The following is an 18,455-nucleotide window of genomic DNA, read 5'->3' as shown; positions in this document are numbered from 1 at the left end:
CGAGCATAGGGCCTGGACAACGTTGTCAGATGCGGGAGACACTGTCCACCGCAATCTCCGGCCCGCGCCCCCACCGCGAGACCGGCCTGCTGTTTCCTTGTGGTTCGTTCCGATGGTTGTTCTCACGCCCGATGGGGAGATCCGACACTGATGCACACCGACCTCGTGGCCGCTCTCGACATCGGCGGCACCAAGATCGCCGGAGCGCTGGTGGACGGCCACGGCCGGCTCCAGGCCCGCGCACAGCGTGCCACGCCCGCCCGGGAGGACGGCGAGACCGTCATGCGGGCCGTCGAGGAGGTCCTCGCCGAGCTGTCCGCGTCGCCGCTGTGGGGACGTGCCGTCGCCCTCGGCATCGGCAGCGCCGGCCCCGTGGACGCCTCCACGGGCACGGTGAGTCCGGTGAACGTGCCCGGCTGGCGCGACTACCCCCTCGTCGAGCGGGTGCGGGCGGCGGCCGGCGGGCTGCCCGTGGAGCTGATCGGCGACGGTGTCGCGATCACGGCCGCCGAGCACTGGCAGGGCGCCGCCCGGGGCCACGACAACGCGCTGTGCATGGTCGTCTCGACGGGGGTCGGCGGCGGGCTGGTCCTGAACGGCCGTCTGCATCCCGGCCCCACCGGCAACGCGGGGCACATCGGCCACATCAGCGTCGATCTCGACGGGGACCCCTGCCCGTGCGGCGCGCGCGGGTGCGTGGAGCGCATCGCCAGCGGCCCCAACATCGCCCGCAGGGCGGTCGAGAACGGCTGGGTGCCCGGTCCGGACGGTGACACCTCCGCCGCCGCCGTGGCCGCCGCGGCCCGGGCCGGCGATCCGGTCGCCGTGGCCTCCTTCGAGCGGGCGGCCCAGGCGCTGGCCGCGGGTATCGCGGCCACCGCGACCCTCGTCGAGATCGACATCGCGGTCGTCGGCGGCGGCGTGGGCAAGGCGGGCGACGTCCTGTTCGCACCGCTGCGCAAGGCGCTGAGCGACTACGCGACCCTGTCCTTCGTCCGGCGTCTGGCCGTCGTGCCCGCGCAGATGGGCACGGACGCGGGTCTGGTCGGGGCGGCCGCGGCGGCACTCGCCCGGCGCGCGGACCGGGAGGACCCGGCTGCGGCAGGGGTCTGACACCTCCCCCGGAAGGATCGTTTCGCCCGGAAGCCCGGCCGGCCCGAAGAGGGGCGGCCGGGCTTCTCGTGTGCAACCCTGTTCTCCTTTTGAACACGTTCAAAATATTGCGCTAGGCTGTCCCCACACAAAGGGGGAACGCCATGAAGATCGTGATACCCGGCGGGACCGGGCAGGTGGGCGCGATCCTGAACCGCGCGCTGACCGCCGCGGGCCACGAGGTCGTCGTCCTGACCCGGAGGCCGCGGCGCGAGCGGGAGATCGCCTGGGACGGCCGGTCCCTGGGCCCGTGGGCGGCGGAGCTCGACGGCAGTGACGTGGTGATCAACCTGGCCGGACGCAGCGTCAGCTGCCGGTACACGCAGGCCAACCTCAAGGCCATGATGGATTCGCGGGTGCGCTCCACCGAGGTTGTCGGCGAGGCCGTCGCGTCCGCCGCCCGTCCGCCGCGGATCTGGTTGCAGATGAGTACGGCCACCGTCTACACCCACCGCTTCGACGCGTCGAACGACGAGATCACGGGAGTCGTGGGCGGCGAGGAACCCGGCGTCCCCGACTACTGGGCCTACAGCGTGGAGATCGCCAGGAACTGGGAACGGGCCCAGGAGCGGGCCGACACCCCGCACACCCGCAAGGTCGCCCTGCGCTCCGCCATGGTGATGAGCCCCGACCGCGACGGCGTCTTCGACGTCCTGTCGAGGCTGGCGCGGCTCGGCCTCGGCGGACCGGTCGCGGGCGGCGCCCAGTACGTCTCCTGGATCCACGACCGCGACTTCGTCCGCGCGGTCGAGTTCCTGATCGACCACGAGGAGCTCACCGGCCCGGTGAACCTCGCCGCTCCCACGCCCGTGCCGCAGCGCGCCTTCATGCGGGCACTGCGCTCCGCGTGGGGAGTCCCGGTGGGCCTGCCCGCGACGAAGTGGATGGCGAAGATCGGCGCTCTCGCGCTGCGGTCGGACACCGAACTGCTGCTCAAGAGCCGCCGGGTCGTGCCCCGCCGGCTGCTCGACGCCGGCTTCGTCTTCGATCACGCGGCGTGGCCGGAAGCGGCCGCGGACCTGGTGCGGCGGGCACGCGGCAGGTCCGGAGCGCACGACCGGCGGCTCGCGCCGACCGGATCCGGCTCACTTCGACGCCGGGCGTGACCCTCCGCGCCGTTCGCCCGTTGAGTCCGGCATGAAGAAGCGCAGCATGCTCGCCATCGCCTCCCTCGCCACCGGCTTCGTCGTCGCGGCGGTCACCCCTTCCCACGCCCTGGGCGAGAACCTGGGGGACATCGACGTCGACAAGACCCTCAGCAGCATCGGTCAGACCGTCGCCGACGACAGCCTGACCGGGGTCGAGGAAGGCGCGCTCGGGCAGAACGGCTGACGAGGCGGCCCACAGCGCACCATGGCGCCGGCACCCCCTGAGGGGGGCGCCGGCGCCACGCGTGTGCGCCCTCAACTGCGGCTGGTTTCCGTGGCAGGGTGGAGCGGGCAAGCCACAGGGGGCCAATAGAAGAGGGGGACCTGTGACCGTCGTCTGGATCAACGGTGCGTTCGGTGCGGGGAAGACCACCACCGCACGGGAACTGATCGAGCTGATCCCGAACAGCACGCTCTTCGACCCCGAGATCATCGGCGGAGCACTCCCGTACCTGCTCCCGCCCAAGCACCTCGCCGAGGTCGGCGACTACCAGGATCTGCCGATCTGGCGACGCCTCGTGATCGACACGGCGGCCGCGATGCTCGCCGAGCTGGGCGGGACCCTGGTGGTCCCGATGACCCTGCTGCGCCAGGAGTACCGCGACGAGATCTTCGGCGGCCTCGCCGCCCGCCGCATCGGCGTCCGGCACGTGCTCCTCGCCCCGGCGGAAACGATACTGCGGGAGCGAATAGCCAACCGGGAGGTCCCACCCGACCTCCCCGACGGCGACATGCGCGTCCGGCAGTGGGCCTACGACCACATCGAGCCCTACCGGACCGCCCTCGCCTCCTGGCTCACCGCCGACGCCCACCCGATCGACAACAGCGCCCTCACGCCGTACCGGACCGCCGCCCGTATCGCCGAGGCCGTCAGCGCGGGCACCGTCCCGGTGTGCGACATCGTGCAGACCCCCGAACCCACCGCCGAGACCCTTGCCGCCGGCGTCCTCCTCTTCGACGAGCGGGACCGGGTGCTGCTCGTCGACCCCACCTACAAGGCCGGCTGGGAGTTCCCCGGCGGTGTCGTCGAACCCGGCGAGGCCCCCGCCCGCGCCGGTGTCCGCGAGGTCGCCGAGGAGACCGGCATCCACCTCGACGACATGCCCCGCCTGCTCGTCGTCGACTGGGAACGGCCCGCGCCGCCCGGATACGGCGGGATGCGACTGATCTTCGACGGCGGAAGGCTCCACTCCGCCGAGGCGGGCCGGCTCCTGCTGCCCGGGCCCGAGCTGCGCGAATGGCGGTTCGTCACCGAGGAGGAGGCCGCCGACCTGCTGCCGCCCGTGCGCTACGAACGGCTGCGCTGGGCCCTCAGGGCCAGGGAACGGGGAGCCGTGCTCTATCTGGAGGCCGGCACCCCGATCGGCTGACCCGCCGGGAAACCCGCCGTCAAATCCCCGCCGCGCTGTGATGCCGGCGGGGATTTCGACGTTCCGGGACCCGTGCGAGGGAGAGGGGAGCACCGCGAACTCCCCAAGAGAGCGTCGTATTACCTCTATGTCAGAGCTAACGAAACCTCTCGCTCTCGTCAACTCTTGGCAACCTGCGCAAACAATCACTTTTCCGGACCCGAACCGCCTTGACCGGGGTCACGGAGCGTTGCGAAAGTCCGCTCAGTCTTCACGGCGCCGACACCGGACGCCGGCCACGCCTTTCGCCCAGGGGCTCGTCCCCTGTCGCGTCCCTTCACCACCGTCTGCCGCGGCGACCCCGCGACAGCCCCAGCTCACCTCCGGGACGTCCGTACGATGACCACGCAGCATCAGCAGGTCCAGACCCCGACCGGCACCACGCCCGAGGCCGAACCGGCGCGGGAGCCCCGGACCGGCTGCCCCGCCGTCGCCGGGCGGTCGCCGGCCCGCATGGCCTGGAACCGCATCCGGCGGGACAAGATGACCCTGGTCGCGCTGGCGGTGACCGTCCTGTTCATGATGATCGCGCTGCTGGCCCCGGTGCTCACCGCGCTGACCGGCTGGGGGCCCATCACCCCGGACGGCAAGGCGATCGACCCCGACACCGGCAACTTCCCGTACGGCTCGCTCGGTGGCATCAGCCTCACCCATTTGCTGGGCGTCGAACCCGGCACGGGATACGACCTGTTCGCCCGGATCGTCTACGGCCTGCGCACCTCGCTCCTCGTCGGCTTCGCCTCGGCCGTGCTGTCGACCGTCGTCGGCGTCCTCGCGGGCCTCGCGGCGGGCTACTCCGGCGGCTGGGTCGACTCGGTGCTGTCACGGGTGATGGACGTGATGCTGGCCTTCCCGCAGCTGCTGTTCATCATCGCGCTCACCCCGGTCATCCAGAACGCGTTGCAGACCAACACCCACGGCGGCACCGACGAGAACCTGCGGCTGCTGGTCCTGGTCCTCAACATCGCGGTGTTCGCCTGGGCCTACACCGCCCGCCTGGTGCGCGGCCAGGTGCTGTCCCTGCGTGAGCGGGAGTTCGTCGACGCCGCGCGGATCATGAGCGCCGGCCGCTGGCACATCCTGCTGCGGCAGCTGCTGCCCAACCTGTGGGCGCCCGTCCTGATCTCCTTCGCGCTCGCCGTCCCGCAGAACATCACCACCGAGGCGGCCCTGTCGTACCTGGGCGTCGGTGTCATCCCGCCCAACCCGGACTGGGGCGCCCTGCTGTCGGACGCCTCCCAGTACTTCCTCCAGGACCCGATGTACCTCTTCATCCCCGGAGTCCTGCTCCTGATCCTCGTCCTGGCTCTCAACCTCCTCGGCGACGGCGTCCGGGACGCCCTCGACCCGCGCGCGAGCCGCAGTTGACCCCCACCCCCCTCGCACCACCGGCCCGGACGGCTCCGTCACGGACCGCCGAAGCCGAGAACGTACAAGATCGGAGTGTTTCCTGATGACGCGCAGAACGCGCCTGACCGGCCTCACGGCCATCGCTGTGGCCATAGCCCTGGGGGCCACCGCTTGCGGGGGTTCCTCCAGCACCACCGGCAGCGGGTCGCCGACGAAGGGCGGCACGCTGACCGTCCTCGACCACGCGGATTTCGATCACCTCGACCCCCAGCGGATCTACACGACCGAAGGGGAGAGCATGGCCCAGGAGTTCGTCCGTACCCTCACCGGCTGGGACGAGACCGGTTCCCAGCCGAAACTGGTCGGCGACCTGGCCACCGACGCGGGGACGCCCAGCAAGGGCGCCACCGTGTGGACCTTCCATCTGCGCCACGGCGTCAAGTGGCAGGACGGTACGGCCGTCACCGCGCAGGACGTCAAGTACGGCGTCGAGCGGACCTTCTCGCCCGACATCAACGGCGGCCCGCCGTACGCCAGTCAGTGGCTGGTCGGCGGCTCCACGTACAAAGGGCCCTATCAGGGCAAGGAGCTCGGCTCCATCCAGACGCCGGACCAGTACACGATCGTCTTCCATCTGAGTCAGCCCGTCGCGGACTTCAACCAGACGACCGCCATGCCCGGCTGGTCGGCGGTGCCCAAGGCCCACGACACGGGATCGACGTACGACACGCACGTCTGGTCCGACGGGCCCTACATGTTCAAGTCGTACGCCAAGAACAAGGAACTCGTCCTCGTCAGGAACACGCACTGGACGCAGTCGACCGACCCGATCCGCGAGCAGAACGTCAACGAGATCGACGTGAAGTTCGGCCAGGACCAGTCCGCCATCGACCAGCAGATCAAGTCCGACGCGGGCACCGCCCAGACCTCGATCATGCAGTGGCCGATCGCGGGCTCCGACCTGACGACGATCGGCAACGACCCGTCCCTGAAGTCGCGTTACTACAAGATCCCGGCTCCGGGCATCAACTACATGGCGATCAACACGACCCGGGTCAAGGACCTGAAGGTCCGCCAGGCGATCGAGTACGCGATCGACAAGACCACCGCCCGCGGCGCCTTCGGCGGCTCGGCGTACGGCGACTACGCCAGCACGATGCTGAGCCCCGGCATCGGCGGCTACAAGAAGTTCAACCTCTACAGCAGCAACCCCGCCGGTGACGTGACCAAGGCCAAGGCGCTGATGAAGCAGGCCGGGAACCCGAAGCTCACCATGTCGCTGGCGGTGGAGAACACCACCACCGAGGAGCACTTCGCCGACGCGGTCAAGACCTCGCTCGGAAAGATCGGGATCACGGTCAACATCACCCCGATCGACGCGGCGAACTACTTCAGCACCGTGGACAACGTGAAGAACCAGTACGACCTGACGTGGATGGACTGGATCGCGGACTGGCCGAACGCCTCCACCGTGCTGCCCGTCCTGTTCGACGGACGGCAGATCGCGAAGCTGCCGCAGTCCAACCAGGACCTGTCGTACCTCAACGACCCTCAGATCAACGCCCAGATCGACAAGATCGCCAAGATGACCGATCTCACCAAGGCCAACGCCGCCTACGGGGACCTGGACGAGCAGATCCTGAAGCAGGCCTCCGCGGTGCCGCTGATGTACATGAAGTTCACGGAACTGGCGGGCTCCAAGGTCGGCGGGGTCATCCCGGACGCGGTCGTCGCCGAGCCGAGCCTGGTGCACGTCTACGTCAAGAGCTGACGCTCCCTCTCAAGGCCCGCCGGCGCGCCCCGGCCGGCGGGCACCCCCTCTCACGTCAGGGCCCGGCACGACATGCTTCGCTACTTCATCCGACGCCTGCTGGCGGCGGCCGTGATCCTGCTGGTGATCACGGTGATCACCTTCGTCATCTTCTACGCGCTGCCCTCCGATCCCGCCCTCCTGGCCTGCGGAAAGACCTGTTCGCCCTCCCGGCTGGTGGAGATCAAGCACTCGCTGGGCCTCGACCGGAGTTTCCTCGCCCAGTTCTGGGAGTTCTTCAAGGGACTGTTCCTCGGCCGCGACTACGGCGACCAGAGCGTGCGTGTGCACTGCGGCGCGCCCTGCCTCGGCATCTCCTTCCAGACCGACACCCCGGTCCTGACCACCCTGCTCAGCGACTTCCCCGCCGACCTCTCCCTCGGTCTCGGCGCCGCCGTGGCCTTCGTGATCCTCGGTGTCGGCCTCGGCATGGTGGCCGCGGTCCGCCGGGGGAGGGCGGCCGACAAGGCGGCCGTGGGACTGGCGCTCGTCGGTGTCTCCGTGCAGATCTACTTCATCGGTCTGCTGCTGCTGTACGTGTTCGTGGACAAGTGGCAGATCCTGCCCGCCTCCGGCTACACCCCGATCACCCAGGACCCGGCCGCCTGGTTCCAGGGGCTCATCCTGCCCTGGGCCACGCTGGTCATCGTCTACCTCGCGATGTACACCCGCCTCACCCGCTCCTCCATGCTGGAGGTCTTCGCCGAGGACTACATGCGCACCGCCCGCGCCAAGGGACTGCCGGCCCGCAAGGTCGTCCTCAAGCACGGACTGCGGGCCGCGATCACGCCGATCATCACGATCTTCGGCATGGACGTCGGCTCCCTCATCGGCGGCTCCGCGGTCATCACCGAGTCGGTGTTCGGCATCAACGGCATCGGCAAGCTCGCGGTGGACTCGGTGCAGAACTCCGATCTGCCGGTGATCCTCGGCACCACTCTCTTCGCCGCCACGTTCGTCGTCCTGGCCAACGTGGTCGTCGACGTGGTCTACGGCCTGGTCGACCCCCGTGTCCGCCTCGCCTGAGGCCCGTTTCGTTCTCTAAGGAAAGTCCCGTGTCCCTCCAGACATCTCCCCACCCCGCGGAGGTCGCCCCGGCGTCCGCCCCCTTCCTCGACGTACGCGATCTGCGGGTGCACTTCCCGACCGAGGACGGGATCGTGAAGTCCGTCGACGGCGTCTCCTTCGCCTTGGAGAAGGGGCGCACCCTCGGCATCGTCGGTGAGTCCGGTTCGGGGAAGTCGGTGACCTCGCTGGCTCTGCTGGGCCTGCACAAGGGCACCCGCGCCCAGGTCTCCGGCGAGATCCGGCTGGAGGGCCGGGACCTTGTCGCCCTCCCGGAGCACGACATGCGCGAGCTGCGCGGCCGGACGGTCTCCATGATCTTCCAGGACCCGCTGTCCGCCCTGCACCCGTACTTCACCGTCGGCGCCCAGATCGCCGAGGCGTACCAGGTGCACCACAAGGTCTCCAGGAAGGAGGCCCGCGACCGGGCCGTGGAGATGCTGAAACGGGTCGGTATCCCGCAGCCCGACCGCCGGGCGAAGGACTATCCGCACCAGTTCTCCGGCGGTATGCGGCAGCGCGCCATGATCGCCATGGCGCTGGTCTGCGACCCCGCACTGCTCATCGCCGACGAACCCACCACGGCCCTCGACGTCACCGTCCAGGCGCAGATCCTGGACCTGATCCGCGATCTCCAGGAGGAGTTCGGCTCCGCCGTCATCCTCATCACCCACGATCTCGGGGTGGTGGCCGACATCGCCGACGACATCCTGGTGATGTACGGCGGCCGCCGCATCGAGTACGGCAGTGTGCGGGACGTCCTCACCCAGCCCGAACACCCCTACACCTGGGGCCTGTTGGAGTCGATGCCGCACATCGCCGGGGACGTGGACCGGCGGCTGAACCCGATCGCCGGATCCCCGCCGAGCCTGATCGACCTGCCGAGCGGCTGCGCCTTCCACCCGCGCTGCACCTTCAAGGGCTGGGTGCCCGACGGTCTCTGCGCGGTGGAGCGGCCCGAACTGCTGGCGGTGGCGGGCACCGACCGGCACATCGCGGCCTGCCATCTCACCGCGGAGACCAAGCAGGAGATCCGCGGCCGCAGGACCGCCCAGTGACGGCGCCGGTGACGGCGGCGGACGAACAGGAGCATGCCGTGAGCAGCACCCAGCCCCTTCCCGGACACACCGCCGTTCCCGCCGACGGGCCCCCGGCCGGCGAGAACCTGCTGGAGGTCCGCGGTCTCACCAAGCACTTCCCCATCCGGCACGGCATCGTCTTCCAGCGGCAGATCGGAGCCGTACGGGCCGTCGACGGCGTCGACTTCAGCGTCGGGGCCGGCCGGTCGCTGGGCCTGGTCGGCGAGTCCGGCTGCGGCAAGTCGACCACCGGCCGGCTGGTCACCCGGCTGCTGGAACCCACCGCCGGCACCGTCCTGTTCGACGGCGAGGACATCACCCACACCCCCGAGGCACGGCTGAAGGAGGCCCGCCGGAACCTCCAGATGATCTTCCAGGACCCGTACGGCTCGCTGAACCCCCGGCACACGGTCGGCACCATCGTCGAGACACCGATGCGGCTCAACGGCATCAACCCGTCCCAGGGCCATAAGAAGCGCGTCCAGGAACTGCTGGAGACGGTGGGCCTCAACCCCGAGCACTACAACCGCTACCCGAACGAGTTCTCCGGCGGCCAGCGCCAGCGCATCGGCATCGCCCGCGCGCTCGCCCTGCGGCCCAAGCTCATCGTGGCCGACGAACCCGTCTCCGCGCTGGACGTCTCCATTCAGGCGCAGATCGTCAACCTGCTCCAGGACCTCCAGCGGGAGTTCGGCATCGCGTTCGTCTTCATCGCCCACGACCTCGCCGTCGTACGGCACTTCTGCGAGCGCGTCGCGGTGATGTACCTGGGGAAGGTGGTCGAGGTCGCCGACCGGCAGACGCTCTACACCCGGCCGCGGCACCCCTACACCCACGCCCTGCTGTCCGCCGTACCGGAGGCCGACCCGGACGGCACCCGCCGGCGTGAGCGCATCCGGCTGGCCGGGGACGTGCCCTCGCCGGTCGACCCGCCCTCGGGCTGCCGCTTCCGCACCCGCTGCTGGAAGGCCCAGGCCAAGTGCGCGGCCGAGGAACCGCCGCTGGTACGTCTCGCCGGGAACCCTGACGGTCATTTGACGGCCTGTCACTTCCCGGAGGAGCCGTCGGTCGAGGCGCGCGCGGAGGACATCGTCCTGGACCCGGCGCTCACCGGGTCGGCGGAGAGCCCGTCCAACTCCTCGTAGGGGTACGGCGTGTGCCTGCTCCGCCGCTCCAGGCGGCGGTGGAAGTCGCCCAGCGTCGCGGCGACGCGCGCGTGCCGTGCGATGAGATCGGCGGCGGCCCGGGGAATCCCCTCGGGCCGCCGCCCGTCGGCGCAGTCCCGGACGAAGGCCTCGCGTTCGTCCCTCGCGTATCCGTACAGGTCCACGACGAGCCAGTGCACCAGGTACGAGCGGACGTAGGCCCGGTCGTAGCCGCGATGGCGGTCGAGGAAGCCGCGCTCCTCGGCGGTGAGCCGGAAGCGGTCCGAGACGGCGAGGCCGTAGTCGGCGAGGTGGAGCCGGCGGCCGTCGGTGAGGACGTTGCGGAAATGGGCGTCGAAGTGCACGAGCCCCTGCCCGTGCAGGAAGTCGGTGACCTCCACGAGTTGCTCCTCCACCAGAGCGCACGCGGCCTCGGCGTCGTCCGTGCGCAACTGGGCGTGGAACCAGTCGTGCAGGGTGTGCGGGACGTACTCCAAGAACAGGGTGAGGCTCGCGGAGGCCGTGCGCAGCGCCTCGATGTGGTCGCCGACCTGGCGTGCGCCCCAGTACGCGATCGCCGCGTCCACGTCCGCCAGTTCGTCGGGGAGGGGACGCGGTGCGTGGGGCAGCACACGCCAGTGACGCAGGAGCGGGAAGCCGGAACAGCGCCCGGAAAGCACCCAGTCGGTCGTCATCTCGTGCACGGCCAGCTCCCGCCAGGCGCCGAAGCCGGGGCCGCAGACGGCGCCGATGCCGTAGTGGCAGAACGGCGGCACCCCGAAGAGGTCCGCGGTGGAGCGGACGTGGTGCGGGAGCAGTTCGCGATCGGTGAGCGGCACCTGCTTCACGAAGACGCGGGTGCCGTCCACCTCCACCAGCACGCACCGGCCGCCGACACCGGTTGCGGAGGGTGTCCCCGAGGCCACGAGGTCCGCGAGGTCGCCGTCGCTCAGGAGAGCGAGGGCGGCGGCGGTGTCGGCATGGGCCGTGAGACGCGCGCTGGAGATCATGACTCCATGACTGCCCGTCAGCTCGCTGCGTAGTTGCGCAGGAACAGGGCCTCCGTCACCGACAGGCGCTCCAGTTCCTGCGGGGACACGCTCTCGTTGACGGCGTGGATCTGGGCCTCGGGCTCGCTCAGGCCGATGAGCAGGATCTCGGCGTGCGGGTAGAGCGCGGCGAGGGTGTTGCACAGCGGGATGGAGCCGCCCTGGCCGGCGTACTGCATCTCCTGGCCCGGGTAGGCGACCGCCATCGCCTCGGCCATCGCCGCGTAGGCCGGGCTGGTCGTGTCGGCGGCGAAGGCCTGGCCCTGGCCGATCTGCTCGGTGCGCACCCGGGCGCCCCACGGCGTGTGGGTCTCCAGGTGGGCCTGGAGCAGCTTGGTCGCCTCGGCCGCGTCCACGCCCGGCGGCACCCGCAGGCTGACCAGCGCGCGGGCGCTCGCCTGCACCGACGGGGTGGCGCCGACGACCGGCGGGCAGTCGATGCCGAGGACCGTGACGGCGGGGCGGGCCCAGATGCGGTCGGCGACGGTGCCGCTGCCGATCAGCTCGACGCCGTCCAGGACCTTGGCGTCCTTGCGGAACTGCTCCTCGTCGTACTGGAGCCCCTCCCACCGGGACTCGGGAGCCAGTCCCTCGACGGTCGTGGTGCCGTCCTCGGCGCGCAGCGAGTCCAGGACGCGGATCAGCGCGGCCAGCGCGTCGGGGGCGGCGCCGCCGAACTGGCCGGAGTGCAGGTTCCCGGCGAGGGTGTCGATCTGCACGCGGAGCAGGGTCATGCCGCGCAGCGTGGCCGTCACCGTAGGCAGGCCGACCCGGAAGTTGCCCGCGTCGCCGATGACGATGGTGTCGGCCTCCAGGAGCTCGGGGTGCTCCTCGGCGTAGCGCTCCAGGCCGCCGGTGCCCATCTCCTCCGAGCCCTCGGCGATCACCTTGACGTGCACCGGCACGCCGCCGTTGGCCTTGAGCGCGCGCAGGGCGAGCAGATGCATGATCACACCGCCCTTGCAGTCGGCGGCGCCACGCCCGTACCAACGGCCGTCGCGCTCGGTCAGCTCGAAGGGCGGGGTGGTCCAGGCGGCCTCGTCCAGCGGCGGCTGGACGTCGTAGTGGGCGTAGAGCAGGACCGTCCTGGCGCCCTCCGGGCCGGGCAGGTAGCCGTACACCGACTGGGTGCCGTCGGGGGTGTCGAGGAGGGCCACGTCCTGGAAGCCCTCCGCGGTGAGCGCGTCGGCGACCCAGCGGGCGGCGCCCTCGCTCTCGCTCCTGGGGAACTGGTCGAAGTCCGCCACCGACTTGAAGGCCACCAGCTCGGTGAGCTCCGCCCGCGCGCGGGGCATCAGCGAGGCGACGGTCTCGGCGACCGGATTCGACGACATGGGCACGCTCCTTGTGGGTGCGACGTTGTACCGATGAGTGCCGTAGATCCTCCCACAGTGGCCTGTGGGGACGTCCGCCGTAGGATGCGGGGGACAGGTGCGTGAAGCGGCTTGACCGGGAGCAGTAGACCATCGTGAGCAGCGAGAACTCTTCGGCGGACGACGTACAGCGGGTGTGGGACGTCGTCGTGGTGGGCGCGGGACCCGCGGGGGCCTCGGCCGCCTACGCGGCGGCGGTCGCGGGACGGCGCGTGCTGTTGCTGGAGAAGGCGGAACTGCCCCGCTACAAGACGTGCGGCGGCGGCATCATCGGCCCCTCGCGCGATGCGCTGCCGCCCGGTTTCGAGCTGCCGTTCCGTGACCGGGTGCACGCGGTCACGTTCTCCAACAACGGCCGCTTCACCCGGACCCGCCGCTCCAAGCACATGCTGTTCGGGCTGATCAACCGGCCCGAGTTCGACCAGCAGCTCGTCGAGCACGCCCAGAAGGCGGGCGCCGAGCTGCGCACCGGCGTCACCGTCCAGCGCGTCGAGCAGCACGGATCGGCGGTCCCGGACCGGCGTACGGTCGCCGTGGTGCTCCAGGGCGGTGAGACGGTGCTGGCCCGGGCCGTGGTCGGCGCCGACGGCAGCGCCAGCCGGATAGGAGCGCATGTCGGGGTGAAGCTCGACCAGGTGGATCTCGGCCTGGAGGCGGAGATCCCGGTGCCGGAGACCGTCGCCGAGGACTGGAAGGGCCGGGTGCTCATCGACTGGGGCCCGATGCCCGGCAGTTACGGCTGGGTGTTCCCCAAGGGTGACACCCTGACCGTCGGGGTGATCTCGGCGCGCGGCGAGGGGGCGGCCACCAAGCGGTACTTGGAGGACTTCATCGGGCGGCTGGGACTCGCCGGCTTCGAGCCCGGTATCTCCTCCGGCCATCTGACCCGCTGCCGTGCCGAGGACTCGCCGCTGTCGCGCGGGCGGGTGCTGGTGTGCGGGGACGCGGCCGGGCTCCTGGAGCCGTGGACGCGCGAGGGCATCTCCTTCGCGCTGCGCTCGGGCCGGCTCGCGGGGGAGTGGGCGGTGCGGATCGCGGAGGCGCACGACGCGGTGGACGCGCGGCGGCAGGCCCTGAACTACGCGTTCGCGATCAAGGCGGGGCTCGGCGTGGAGATGAGCGTCGGCAAGCGGCTGCTGACCGCGTTCGAGCGCCGCCCCGGCCTGTTCCACGCGGCCCTGACCGGATTCCGGCCCGCGTGGAACGCGTTCAAGGACATCACCCAGGGCGCGACCACGCTGGGCGAGATGGTCCGCGGCCGGCCGATGGCCCAGCGGGCCCTGGCGGCACTGGACCCGCGCCCCGAGCGTCCGGCGGGCGACGAGGCCACGTCCTGACCCTCACCGGGCGATCGTGATCCGGAAGACCGGGTGGTCGGGCGCGATGCGGCGCAGGTCGGCGTCGGGGGAGTCGGGGCCGACCCCCTTGAAGAAGACGCCGACCTCGGCCTTCCAGCGCTTGAGGTAGGCGCGCAGCAGCGGGACCTTCTCGTCGTCGGTCACCTCGGTCGCGGTGAAGGCGTCCACGTTCCTGCCGAGACGCAGTTCGCCGCCGCCCGCCGCGCGCATGTTGTGCGTCCACTGCACATGGCCCCGCGGGGCGACCAGGTACTGCGCGCCGTCCACGGTCAGCAGGTTCACGGGGGTGGTCCGCCACTCGCCGCTCTTGCGGCCGCGGACCGCCAGGACGCGTGAGCCCCAGACGCTCAGACCGCGGCGGGTCATCCAGGCCACGGCCCGGTTGAAGACGTTGACGGTGAACCAGCCGGGCTTCTGGACGTGCGTGGACATGAGAACCCCCAAGGTGTGGGAGAGGGCCGCTCTCTTTTGTGAGCACTGCTCTCTCTTCTTGCTCCAGTCTGCATGCCGGCGGCCGTCAACACAAGAGCACTGCTCTCGTTTCTGTGCACTGCTCTTCTTTCGTGGAAGACTGGCCGTATGAGCACCGCACACGGAAGCGCGACGCGTGGCGCCCGAGCCCGCGCCCGGATCGAAGTGACCGCCGCCATCAAGGACGAGGCACGCCGGCAGCTCGCCGCGGACGGAGCGGCGAAGCTCTCGCTGCGGGCCGTGGCGCGTGAGCTCGGCATGGTCTCCTCCGCCCTGTACCGCTACTTCCCCAGCCGCGACGACCTGCTGACCGCACTCATCATCGACGCCTACGACTCCCTGGGCGAGGCGGCCGAACAGGCGCACGGCGCGGTCGCCGACGCCGGTCACCTCCGGCGCTGGACGGCCGTCTGCGAGGCCGCGCGCGGCTGGGCCCTCGCGCATCCGCACGAGTACGCGCTGATCTACGGCACGCCGGTCCCCGGTTACAAGGCCCCCGACTCCACGGTCCCGGCCGCCGCCCGCGTCGCCCTCCTCCTGATCGGCATCGCGCGCGAGGCACATCAGGGGACCGGCCTGAGCGAGCGGCCGATCCCCGCCGACCTGCTGCCCGAGGCCGAGCGGATCGCCGCCGACATCGCCCCCGACCTGCCCCCGGCCGTGGCGGCGGCCCTCGTCGCGGCCTGGGCCCAGCTGTTCGGCCTCATCGGCTTCGAACTGTTCGGCCAGTTCCACCGGGTCGTGGAGGACCGCGAGACGTTCTTCCGGCACGCGGCCGTCCGACTCGCCCATGAGGTGGGACTGTCGGGCGAGTGACAGCCGCCGGGATCGAGCGTCAGGCCACCGGCAGCGGCAGCAGCGCCGGGTCCTGGCGCAGGATCCGCTCGTGCAGGGAGCGCAGCGCCGGGCCCGGGTCCGTGCCCATCGCCCCGGCCAGGCGCCGACGTGCGGCCTCGTAGGCGGCGAGCGCGTCCGCGGGACGGCCGGTGCGGCACAGGGCGAGCATCAGCAGTTCGACGAGGCGTTCGCGCAAGGGGTGGACCGCGACGAGCCGGACGAGTTCATGGACGTACTCGAAGGAGCGGCCCAGTTCGATCGCCCCGGCCAGCCGGGCCTCCAGGACGGTGAGCCGCTTCTCCGTCCAGCGCAGGCGCTCCGCCGCGAGGTAGGGCGCCCGCAGTCCCTCGGCGAACTCCCCGCGCCACAACTCCTCGGCGCGGTCGACGAGTTCACCCGCCCGCTCCCACTCCCCGGCGTCCCGCGCCGCCAGCGCCTCGTCGACCAGACGGCGCCGCTCGTGCAGGTCGTCCGCCCGCGCGCCGGTGAGCCGGTATCCGGCACCGGTCCACGACAGCTCCGGCCCCTCCCCGAGGGCCCGGCGCAGCCCGGAGACGTACTTCTGCACGAGGTTGCGCACATGGACGGGCGGTGCGCCGCCCCACACGGCCTCGACCAGACCGTCGTAGGAGAGCGGACGTCCCTCCTGGAGGAGCAGGACGGCGAGGACCGCGCGCTGCTTCGGCGGACCGAGGGGGATCTCCACGCCCTCGCGCAGGGCGCGCAGCGGGCCCAGTACCTCCAGACGCAGGGCGTGCGACGCCCCGCTGGTGCTCTCAGCCATGGCCCCGGCCCTCCCCCTCGCCCATGGGTTCGAGACTAGGGCCTGTCCGGCGGATCAGGTCGCATACGAGCAACGGTTCCTGATAAGTACCGGTGCGCGTGCCAGGGCCCCGCGACCGCGACATGGTCCGCCGGACAGGCCCTGACCCGGACGCCGTCTTCCAGTGGATCTTCCAGCGGGTCTTCCAGCGGGCGGGCGGACGGTGGGCGGCGGCACCTCGGGTGCCCGTCCCGATCTCCTGACGAAGGGTTCGCCCATGCTCACCCGCCTCGGCCGGCTGGCCGTGCGGTACAGCCGCGCCGTGCTGATCGGCGTCCTGCTCCTGTTCATCGGCCTCGGTGCGTACGGCGCCGGTGCCCAGGACGATCTCGACCTCTCGCGCTGGAGCGCGCCGGGCACCGAATCGGTGCGTGCCGCCGACCTCCTGCGCGACGACTTCGGCACCGGCAACCCCAATCTCGCGCTGCTCGTCACGGCCCGGGACGGTGACGTGGACAGCTCGCGCACCGAGCAGGCGGGGCGCGAACTCGCCGCGGAGGTAGGGCGGTTGCCGCTCGTCACCGACGTCACCTCCTACTGGGACACCGACAGTCCCGCGCTGCGCGGCACGGAGGGCCGCCACGCCCTGATCCTCGCCCGCCTCGAAGGCACCGCCACCGAGACCCGCGAGGAACTCGCCACACTGGCCCCCCAGTTGACCCGTAGCACCGCCGACCTCGACGTCCGCGTCGGCGGCCAGGAGGAGATCTCGCGGCAGGTCGGACAGCAGGCCCGCGCCGACTTCCTGCGCGCGGAGGCGTTCGCCCTGCCCGCCGTACTGCTCCTGCTGATCCTCGTCTACCGGCGCACGGTGGCCGCCCTGTTGACGGTCGGCGTGGGGCTGCTGTCCGTCGTCGCCACGCTCGCCGGGCTGCGGGCGATCGCGCAGGTCACGGAGGTCTCGACGTTCGCCGCGAACCTCGCGCTCGTCCTCGGTCTCGGACTGGGCGTCGACTACGGCCTGTTCGTCATCAACCGCTACCGGGAGGAACGCGCGGCCGGACACGCCCAGGAGCAGGCCGTCGTCCGGGCGACCGCCAGGGCCGGCCGCACGGTGGTCTTCAGCGGGGTGACGGTCGCCGTGTCGCTGTGTGCGCTCCTGGTGTTCCCGTTCTTCTTCCTCAGCTCGTTCGCGTACGCCGGAGCGCTCGTCGTGCTCACCGCGGTCGGCGGTGCGGTGCTCGTGCTGCCGGCCGCGCTGGCCCGCTGGGGCCATCGGGTGGAGCGCCCCACCGCGCCCGCCTCGGGTTTCTGGCACCGTACCGCCCTCGCGGCCATGCGCCGCCCGCTCCTGGCCGGCGCCGGGGTCCTCGGCGTCCTCCTCGTCGCCGCCTCACCCCTGCTGGGCCTGCGCTTCGGTCTCCCCGACGAACGCGCCCTGCCCGCGGGCGCCTCCGCGCGCACCACCTCCGAGACCATCCACCGCGAGTTCGCCGCCGAGCCCACCGACACCGTCCAGATCGTGCTCGGCGAACCGGCCGACACCGGCGCCTACGCCGGCCGCCTCTCCCGCCTCCCCGGCGTCTTCCAGGTCGACGCCCCCGACGGCACCTACCGGGACGGCCGACACACAGGCACCCCCGGCCAGGACCGGCTGACGACCCCCGACGGCCGGGCGCGCCTGGCCGTCGTCCCCACCCAGCAGGCCCTGTACGGCGACGTCCCCGGCTTCGTCGAACGCATCCGGGACACCCCGGCCCCCGCCACCGCCCTCGTCGGCGGCTACCCGGGTGAGACCACCGACTTCCGCGCCACGCTCCTGGACCGGCTGCCGCTCGCCGTCGGGATCGTGCTGGGGGCGACGTACGTGATCCTCTTCCTGATGACCGGCAGCGTGCTGCTGCCCCTGAAGGCGACCGTGCTCAATCTGCTGAGCCTGTCCGTGATGTTCGGCTGCCTGGTGTGGGTCTTCCAGGACGGCCACCTGTCCGGACTGCTCGGCTTCACGCCCACCGGGTCGATCGAGCCGAGCATCCCGGTGCTGATGTTCTGCGTGGCCTACGGCCTGTCCATGGACTACGAGGTCTTCCTGCTGGCCCGTATCAAGGAGGAGCACGACCTGACCGGAGACACCGAGCGGGCGGTCGCCGAGGGCGTCCGGCGCAGCGCCCCGCTGATCACCGCCGCGGCCGGGATCCTCGCGCTGTCCTTCCTGTCGTACGCCACCGGCGGCGTCGTCTTCCTCAAGGAGCTGGGCATCGGCACGGCCCTGACGATCCTCGTCGACGCCACCCTCATCCGGGTCGTCCTGCTGCCGGTGACGATGCGGCTGGCGGGCCGGGCGAACTGGTGGGCGCCGCGGGCGCTGCGGAGGCTGCGCGTGAAGGAGTCCGGCGCGGCGGGCGACGAGCGGGCCGACGTACTTCGCGGGGAGTACGTGTGATCA

16 protein-coding genes are annotated in these 18,455 nt (G+C 71.3%); 12 read left to right on the top strand and 4 right to left on the bottom strand.

Features of this window, described 5'->3' with window-relative positions; all coding sequences use genetic code 11:
- Positions 1–150 precede the first annotated feature (150 nt).
- The 9 genes from SLINC_RS06145 (at position 151) to SLINC_RS06105 (ending at position 10,158) form a co-directional block, all read left to right on the top strand.
- The gene (locus tag SLINC_RS06145) at positions 151–1,113 is read left to right on the top strand and encodes an ROK family protein (RefSeq protein ID WP_067427700.1); all 963 of its coding nucleotides are present in this window, start codon (positions 151–153) and stop codon (positions 1,111–1,113) included.
- 143 nt (positions 1,114–1,256) lie between these two features.
- Positions 1,257–2,258 (top strand): TIGR01777 family oxidoreductase, encoded by a 1,002-nt coding sequence (locus tag SLINC_RS06140; RefSeq protein WP_067427698.1) that lies wholly within the window; start codon positions 1,257–1,259, stop codon positions 2,256–2,258.
- Positions 2,259–2,289: 31 nt separating this feature from the next.
- On the top strand, positions 2,290–2,484 hold the full coding sequence (locus SLINC_RS06135) for a hypothetical protein (protein WP_067427696.1): 195 nt from the start codon (positions 2,290–2,292) through the stop codon (positions 2,482–2,484).
- A gap of 142 nt (positions 2,485–2,626) precedes the next feature.
- A complete protein-coding gene (locus tag SLINC_RS06130; RefSeq protein WP_067427694.1) occupies positions 2,627–3,670 on the top strand; it encodes an NUDIX hydrolase in 1,044 nt (347 codons plus the stop codon).
- Positions 3,671–4,048: 378 nt separating this feature from the next.
- Positions 4,049–5,077 carry an ABC transporter permease gene (locus SLINC_RS06125; protein ID WP_067427692.1) on the top strand — a complete coding sequence of 343 codons (1,029 nt, stop codon included), beginning with the start codon at positions 4,049–4,051 and terminating at the stop codon, positions 5,075–5,077.
- Positions 5,078–5,162: 85 nt separating this feature from the next.
- On the top strand, positions 5,163–6,830 hold the full coding sequence (locus SLINC_RS06120) for an ABC transporter substrate-binding protein (protein ID WP_067427690.1): 1,668 nt from the start codon (positions 5,163–5,165) through the stop codon (positions 6,828–6,830).
- A 72-nt stretch (positions 6,831–6,902) separates the two neighbouring features.
- Positions 6,903–7,895 carry an ABC transporter permease gene (locus SLINC_RS06115; protein ID WP_067427689.1) on the top strand — a complete coding sequence of 331 codons (993 nt, stop codon included), beginning with the start codon at positions 6,903–6,905 and terminating at the stop codon, positions 7,893–7,895.
- Positions 7,896–7,924: 29 nt separating this feature from the next.
- Positions 7,925–8,992, top strand: coding sequence for an ABC transporter ATP-binding protein (locus tag SLINC_RS06110; RefSeq protein ID WP_067427688.1), 1,068 nt, complete (start codon positions 7,925–7,927; stop codon positions 8,990–8,992).
- A 38-nt stretch (positions 8,993–9,030) separates the two neighbouring features.
- Positions 9,031–10,158 carry an ABC transporter ATP-binding protein gene (locus SLINC_RS06105; RefSeq protein WP_067445081.1) on the top strand — a complete coding sequence of 376 codons (1,128 nt, stop codon included), beginning with the start codon at positions 9,031–9,033 and terminating at the stop codon, positions 10,156–10,158.
- Here the strand turns inward: SLINC_RS06105 and SLINC_RS06100 are convergent.
- A complete protein-coding gene (locus SLINC_RS06100; RefSeq protein WP_067427686.1) occupies positions 10,059–11,168 on the bottom strand; it encodes a protein kinase family protein in 1,110 nt (369 codons plus the stop codon). The two genes, SLINC_RS06105 and SLINC_RS06100, sit on opposite strands and share 100 nt — an antisense overlap.
- A 17-nt stretch (positions 11,169–11,185) precedes the next feature.
- Positions 11,186–12,541, bottom strand: a complete 1,356-nt coding sequence (locus tag SLINC_RS06095; RefSeq protein ID WP_067427684.1) for a dipeptidase — start codon at positions 12,539–12,541, stop codon at positions 11,186–11,188.
- 134 nt (positions 12,542–12,675) lie between these two features.
- Between SLINC_RS06095 and SLINC_RS06090 the strand changes: the two genes are divergently transcribed.
- A complete protein-coding gene (locus SLINC_RS06090; protein WP_067427682.1) occupies positions 12,676–13,917 on the top strand; it encodes a geranylgeranyl reductase family protein in 1,242 nt (413 codons plus the stop codon).
- Positions 13,918–13,920: 3 nt separating this feature from the next.
- Here SLINC_RS06090 and SLINC_RS06085 read toward each other — a convergent pair whose 3' ends face one another.
- Positions 13,921–14,370 carry a nitroreductase family deazaflavin-dependent oxidoreductase gene (locus SLINC_RS06085; RefSeq protein ID WP_067427676.1) on the bottom strand — a complete coding sequence of 150 codons (450 nt, stop codon included), beginning with the start codon at positions 14,368–14,370 and terminating at the stop codon, positions 13,921–13,923.
- A 147-nt stretch (positions 14,371–14,517) separates the two neighbouring features.
- Between SLINC_RS06085 and SLINC_RS06080 the strand changes: the two genes are divergently transcribed.
- Positions 14,518–15,225, top strand: a complete 708-nt coding sequence (locus tag SLINC_RS06080; RefSeq protein WP_067427675.1) for a TetR/AcrR family transcriptional regulator — start codon at positions 14,518–14,520, stop codon at positions 15,223–15,225.
- A 19-nt stretch (positions 15,226–15,244) separates the two neighbouring features.
- On the opposite strand, the gene SLINC_RS06075 is transcribed toward SLINC_RS06080, so the two are convergent.
- Positions 15,245–16,030, bottom strand: a complete 786-nt coding sequence (locus SLINC_RS06075; RefSeq protein WP_067427673.1) for an AfsR/SARP family transcriptional regulator — start codon at positions 16,028–16,030, stop codon at positions 15,245–15,247.
- Between the two features lie 256 nt (positions 16,031–16,286).
- Here SLINC_RS06075 and SLINC_RS06070 point away from each other — a divergent pair, with 256 nt between their 5' ends.
- Positions 16,287–18,452 (top strand): MMPL family transporter, encoded by a 2,166-nt coding sequence (locus SLINC_RS06070; RefSeq protein ID WP_067445079.1) that lies wholly within the window; start codon positions 16,287–16,289, stop codon positions 18,450–18,452.
- Positions 18,453–18,455: the final 3 nt, after the last annotated feature.

This window comes from Streptomyces lincolnensis (assembly GCF_001685355.1).
In the GTDB taxonomy this organism is placed as follows: Bacteria; Actinomycetota; Actinomycetes; order Streptomycetales; family Streptomycetaceae; genus Streptomyces; species Streptomyces lincolnensis.
Note: the sequence above shows the minus strand (reverse complement) of the source record. Positions and strands in the feature narration are given on the sequence as shown.

Excerpts from the sequence above, each read along its gene's own strand:
- SLINC_RS06145 (WP_067427700.1), top strand. The coding sequence starts at position 151 with ATGCACACCGACCTCGTGGCCGCTCTCGACATCGGCGGCACCAAGATC.
- SLINC_RS06140 (WP_067427698.1), top strand. The coding sequence starts at position 1,257 with ATGAAGATCGTGATACCCGGCGGGACCGGGCAGGTGGGCGCGATCCTG.
- SLINC_RS06135 (WP_067427696.1), top strand. The coding sequence starts at position 2,290 with ATGAAGAAGCGCAGCATGCTCGCCATCGCCTCCCTCGCCACCGGCTTC.
- SLINC_RS06125 (WP_067427692.1), top strand. The coding sequence starts at position 4,049 with ATGACCACGCAGCATCAGCAGGTCCAGACCCCGACCGGCACCACGCCC.
- SLINC_RS06120 (WP_067427690.1), top strand. The coding sequence starts at position 5,163 with ATGACGCGCAGAACGCGCCTGACCGGCCTCACGGCCATCGCTGTGGCC.
- SLINC_RS06115 (WP_067427689.1), top strand. The coding sequence starts at position 6,903 with ATGCTTCGCTACTTCATCCGACGCCTGCTGGCGGCGGCCGTGATCCTG.
- SLINC_RS06100 (WP_067427686.1), bottom strand. The coding sequence starts at position 11,168 with ATGATCTCCAGCGCGCGTCTCACGGCCCATGCCGACACCGCCGCCGCC.
- SLINC_RS06095 (WP_067427684.1), bottom strand. The coding sequence starts at position 12,541 with ATGTCGTCGAATCCGGTCGCCGAGACCGTCGCCTCGCTGATGCCCCGC.
- SLINC_RS06085 (WP_067427676.1), bottom strand. The coding sequence starts at position 14,370 with ATGTCCACGCACGTCCAGAAGCCCGGCTGGTTCACCGTCAACGTCTTC.
- SLINC_RS06080 (WP_067427675.1), top strand. The coding sequence starts at position 14,518 with ATGAGCACCGCACACGGAAGCGCGACGCGTGGCGCCCGAGCCCGCGCC.
- SLINC_RS06075 (WP_067427673.1), bottom strand. The coding sequence starts at position 16,030 with ATGGCTGAGAGCACCAGCGGGGCGTCGCACGCCCTGCGTCTGGAGGTA.
- SLINC_RS06070 (WP_067445079.1), top strand. The coding sequence starts at position 16,287 with ATGCTCACCCGCCTCGGCCGGCTGGCCGTGCGGTACAGCCGCGCCGTG.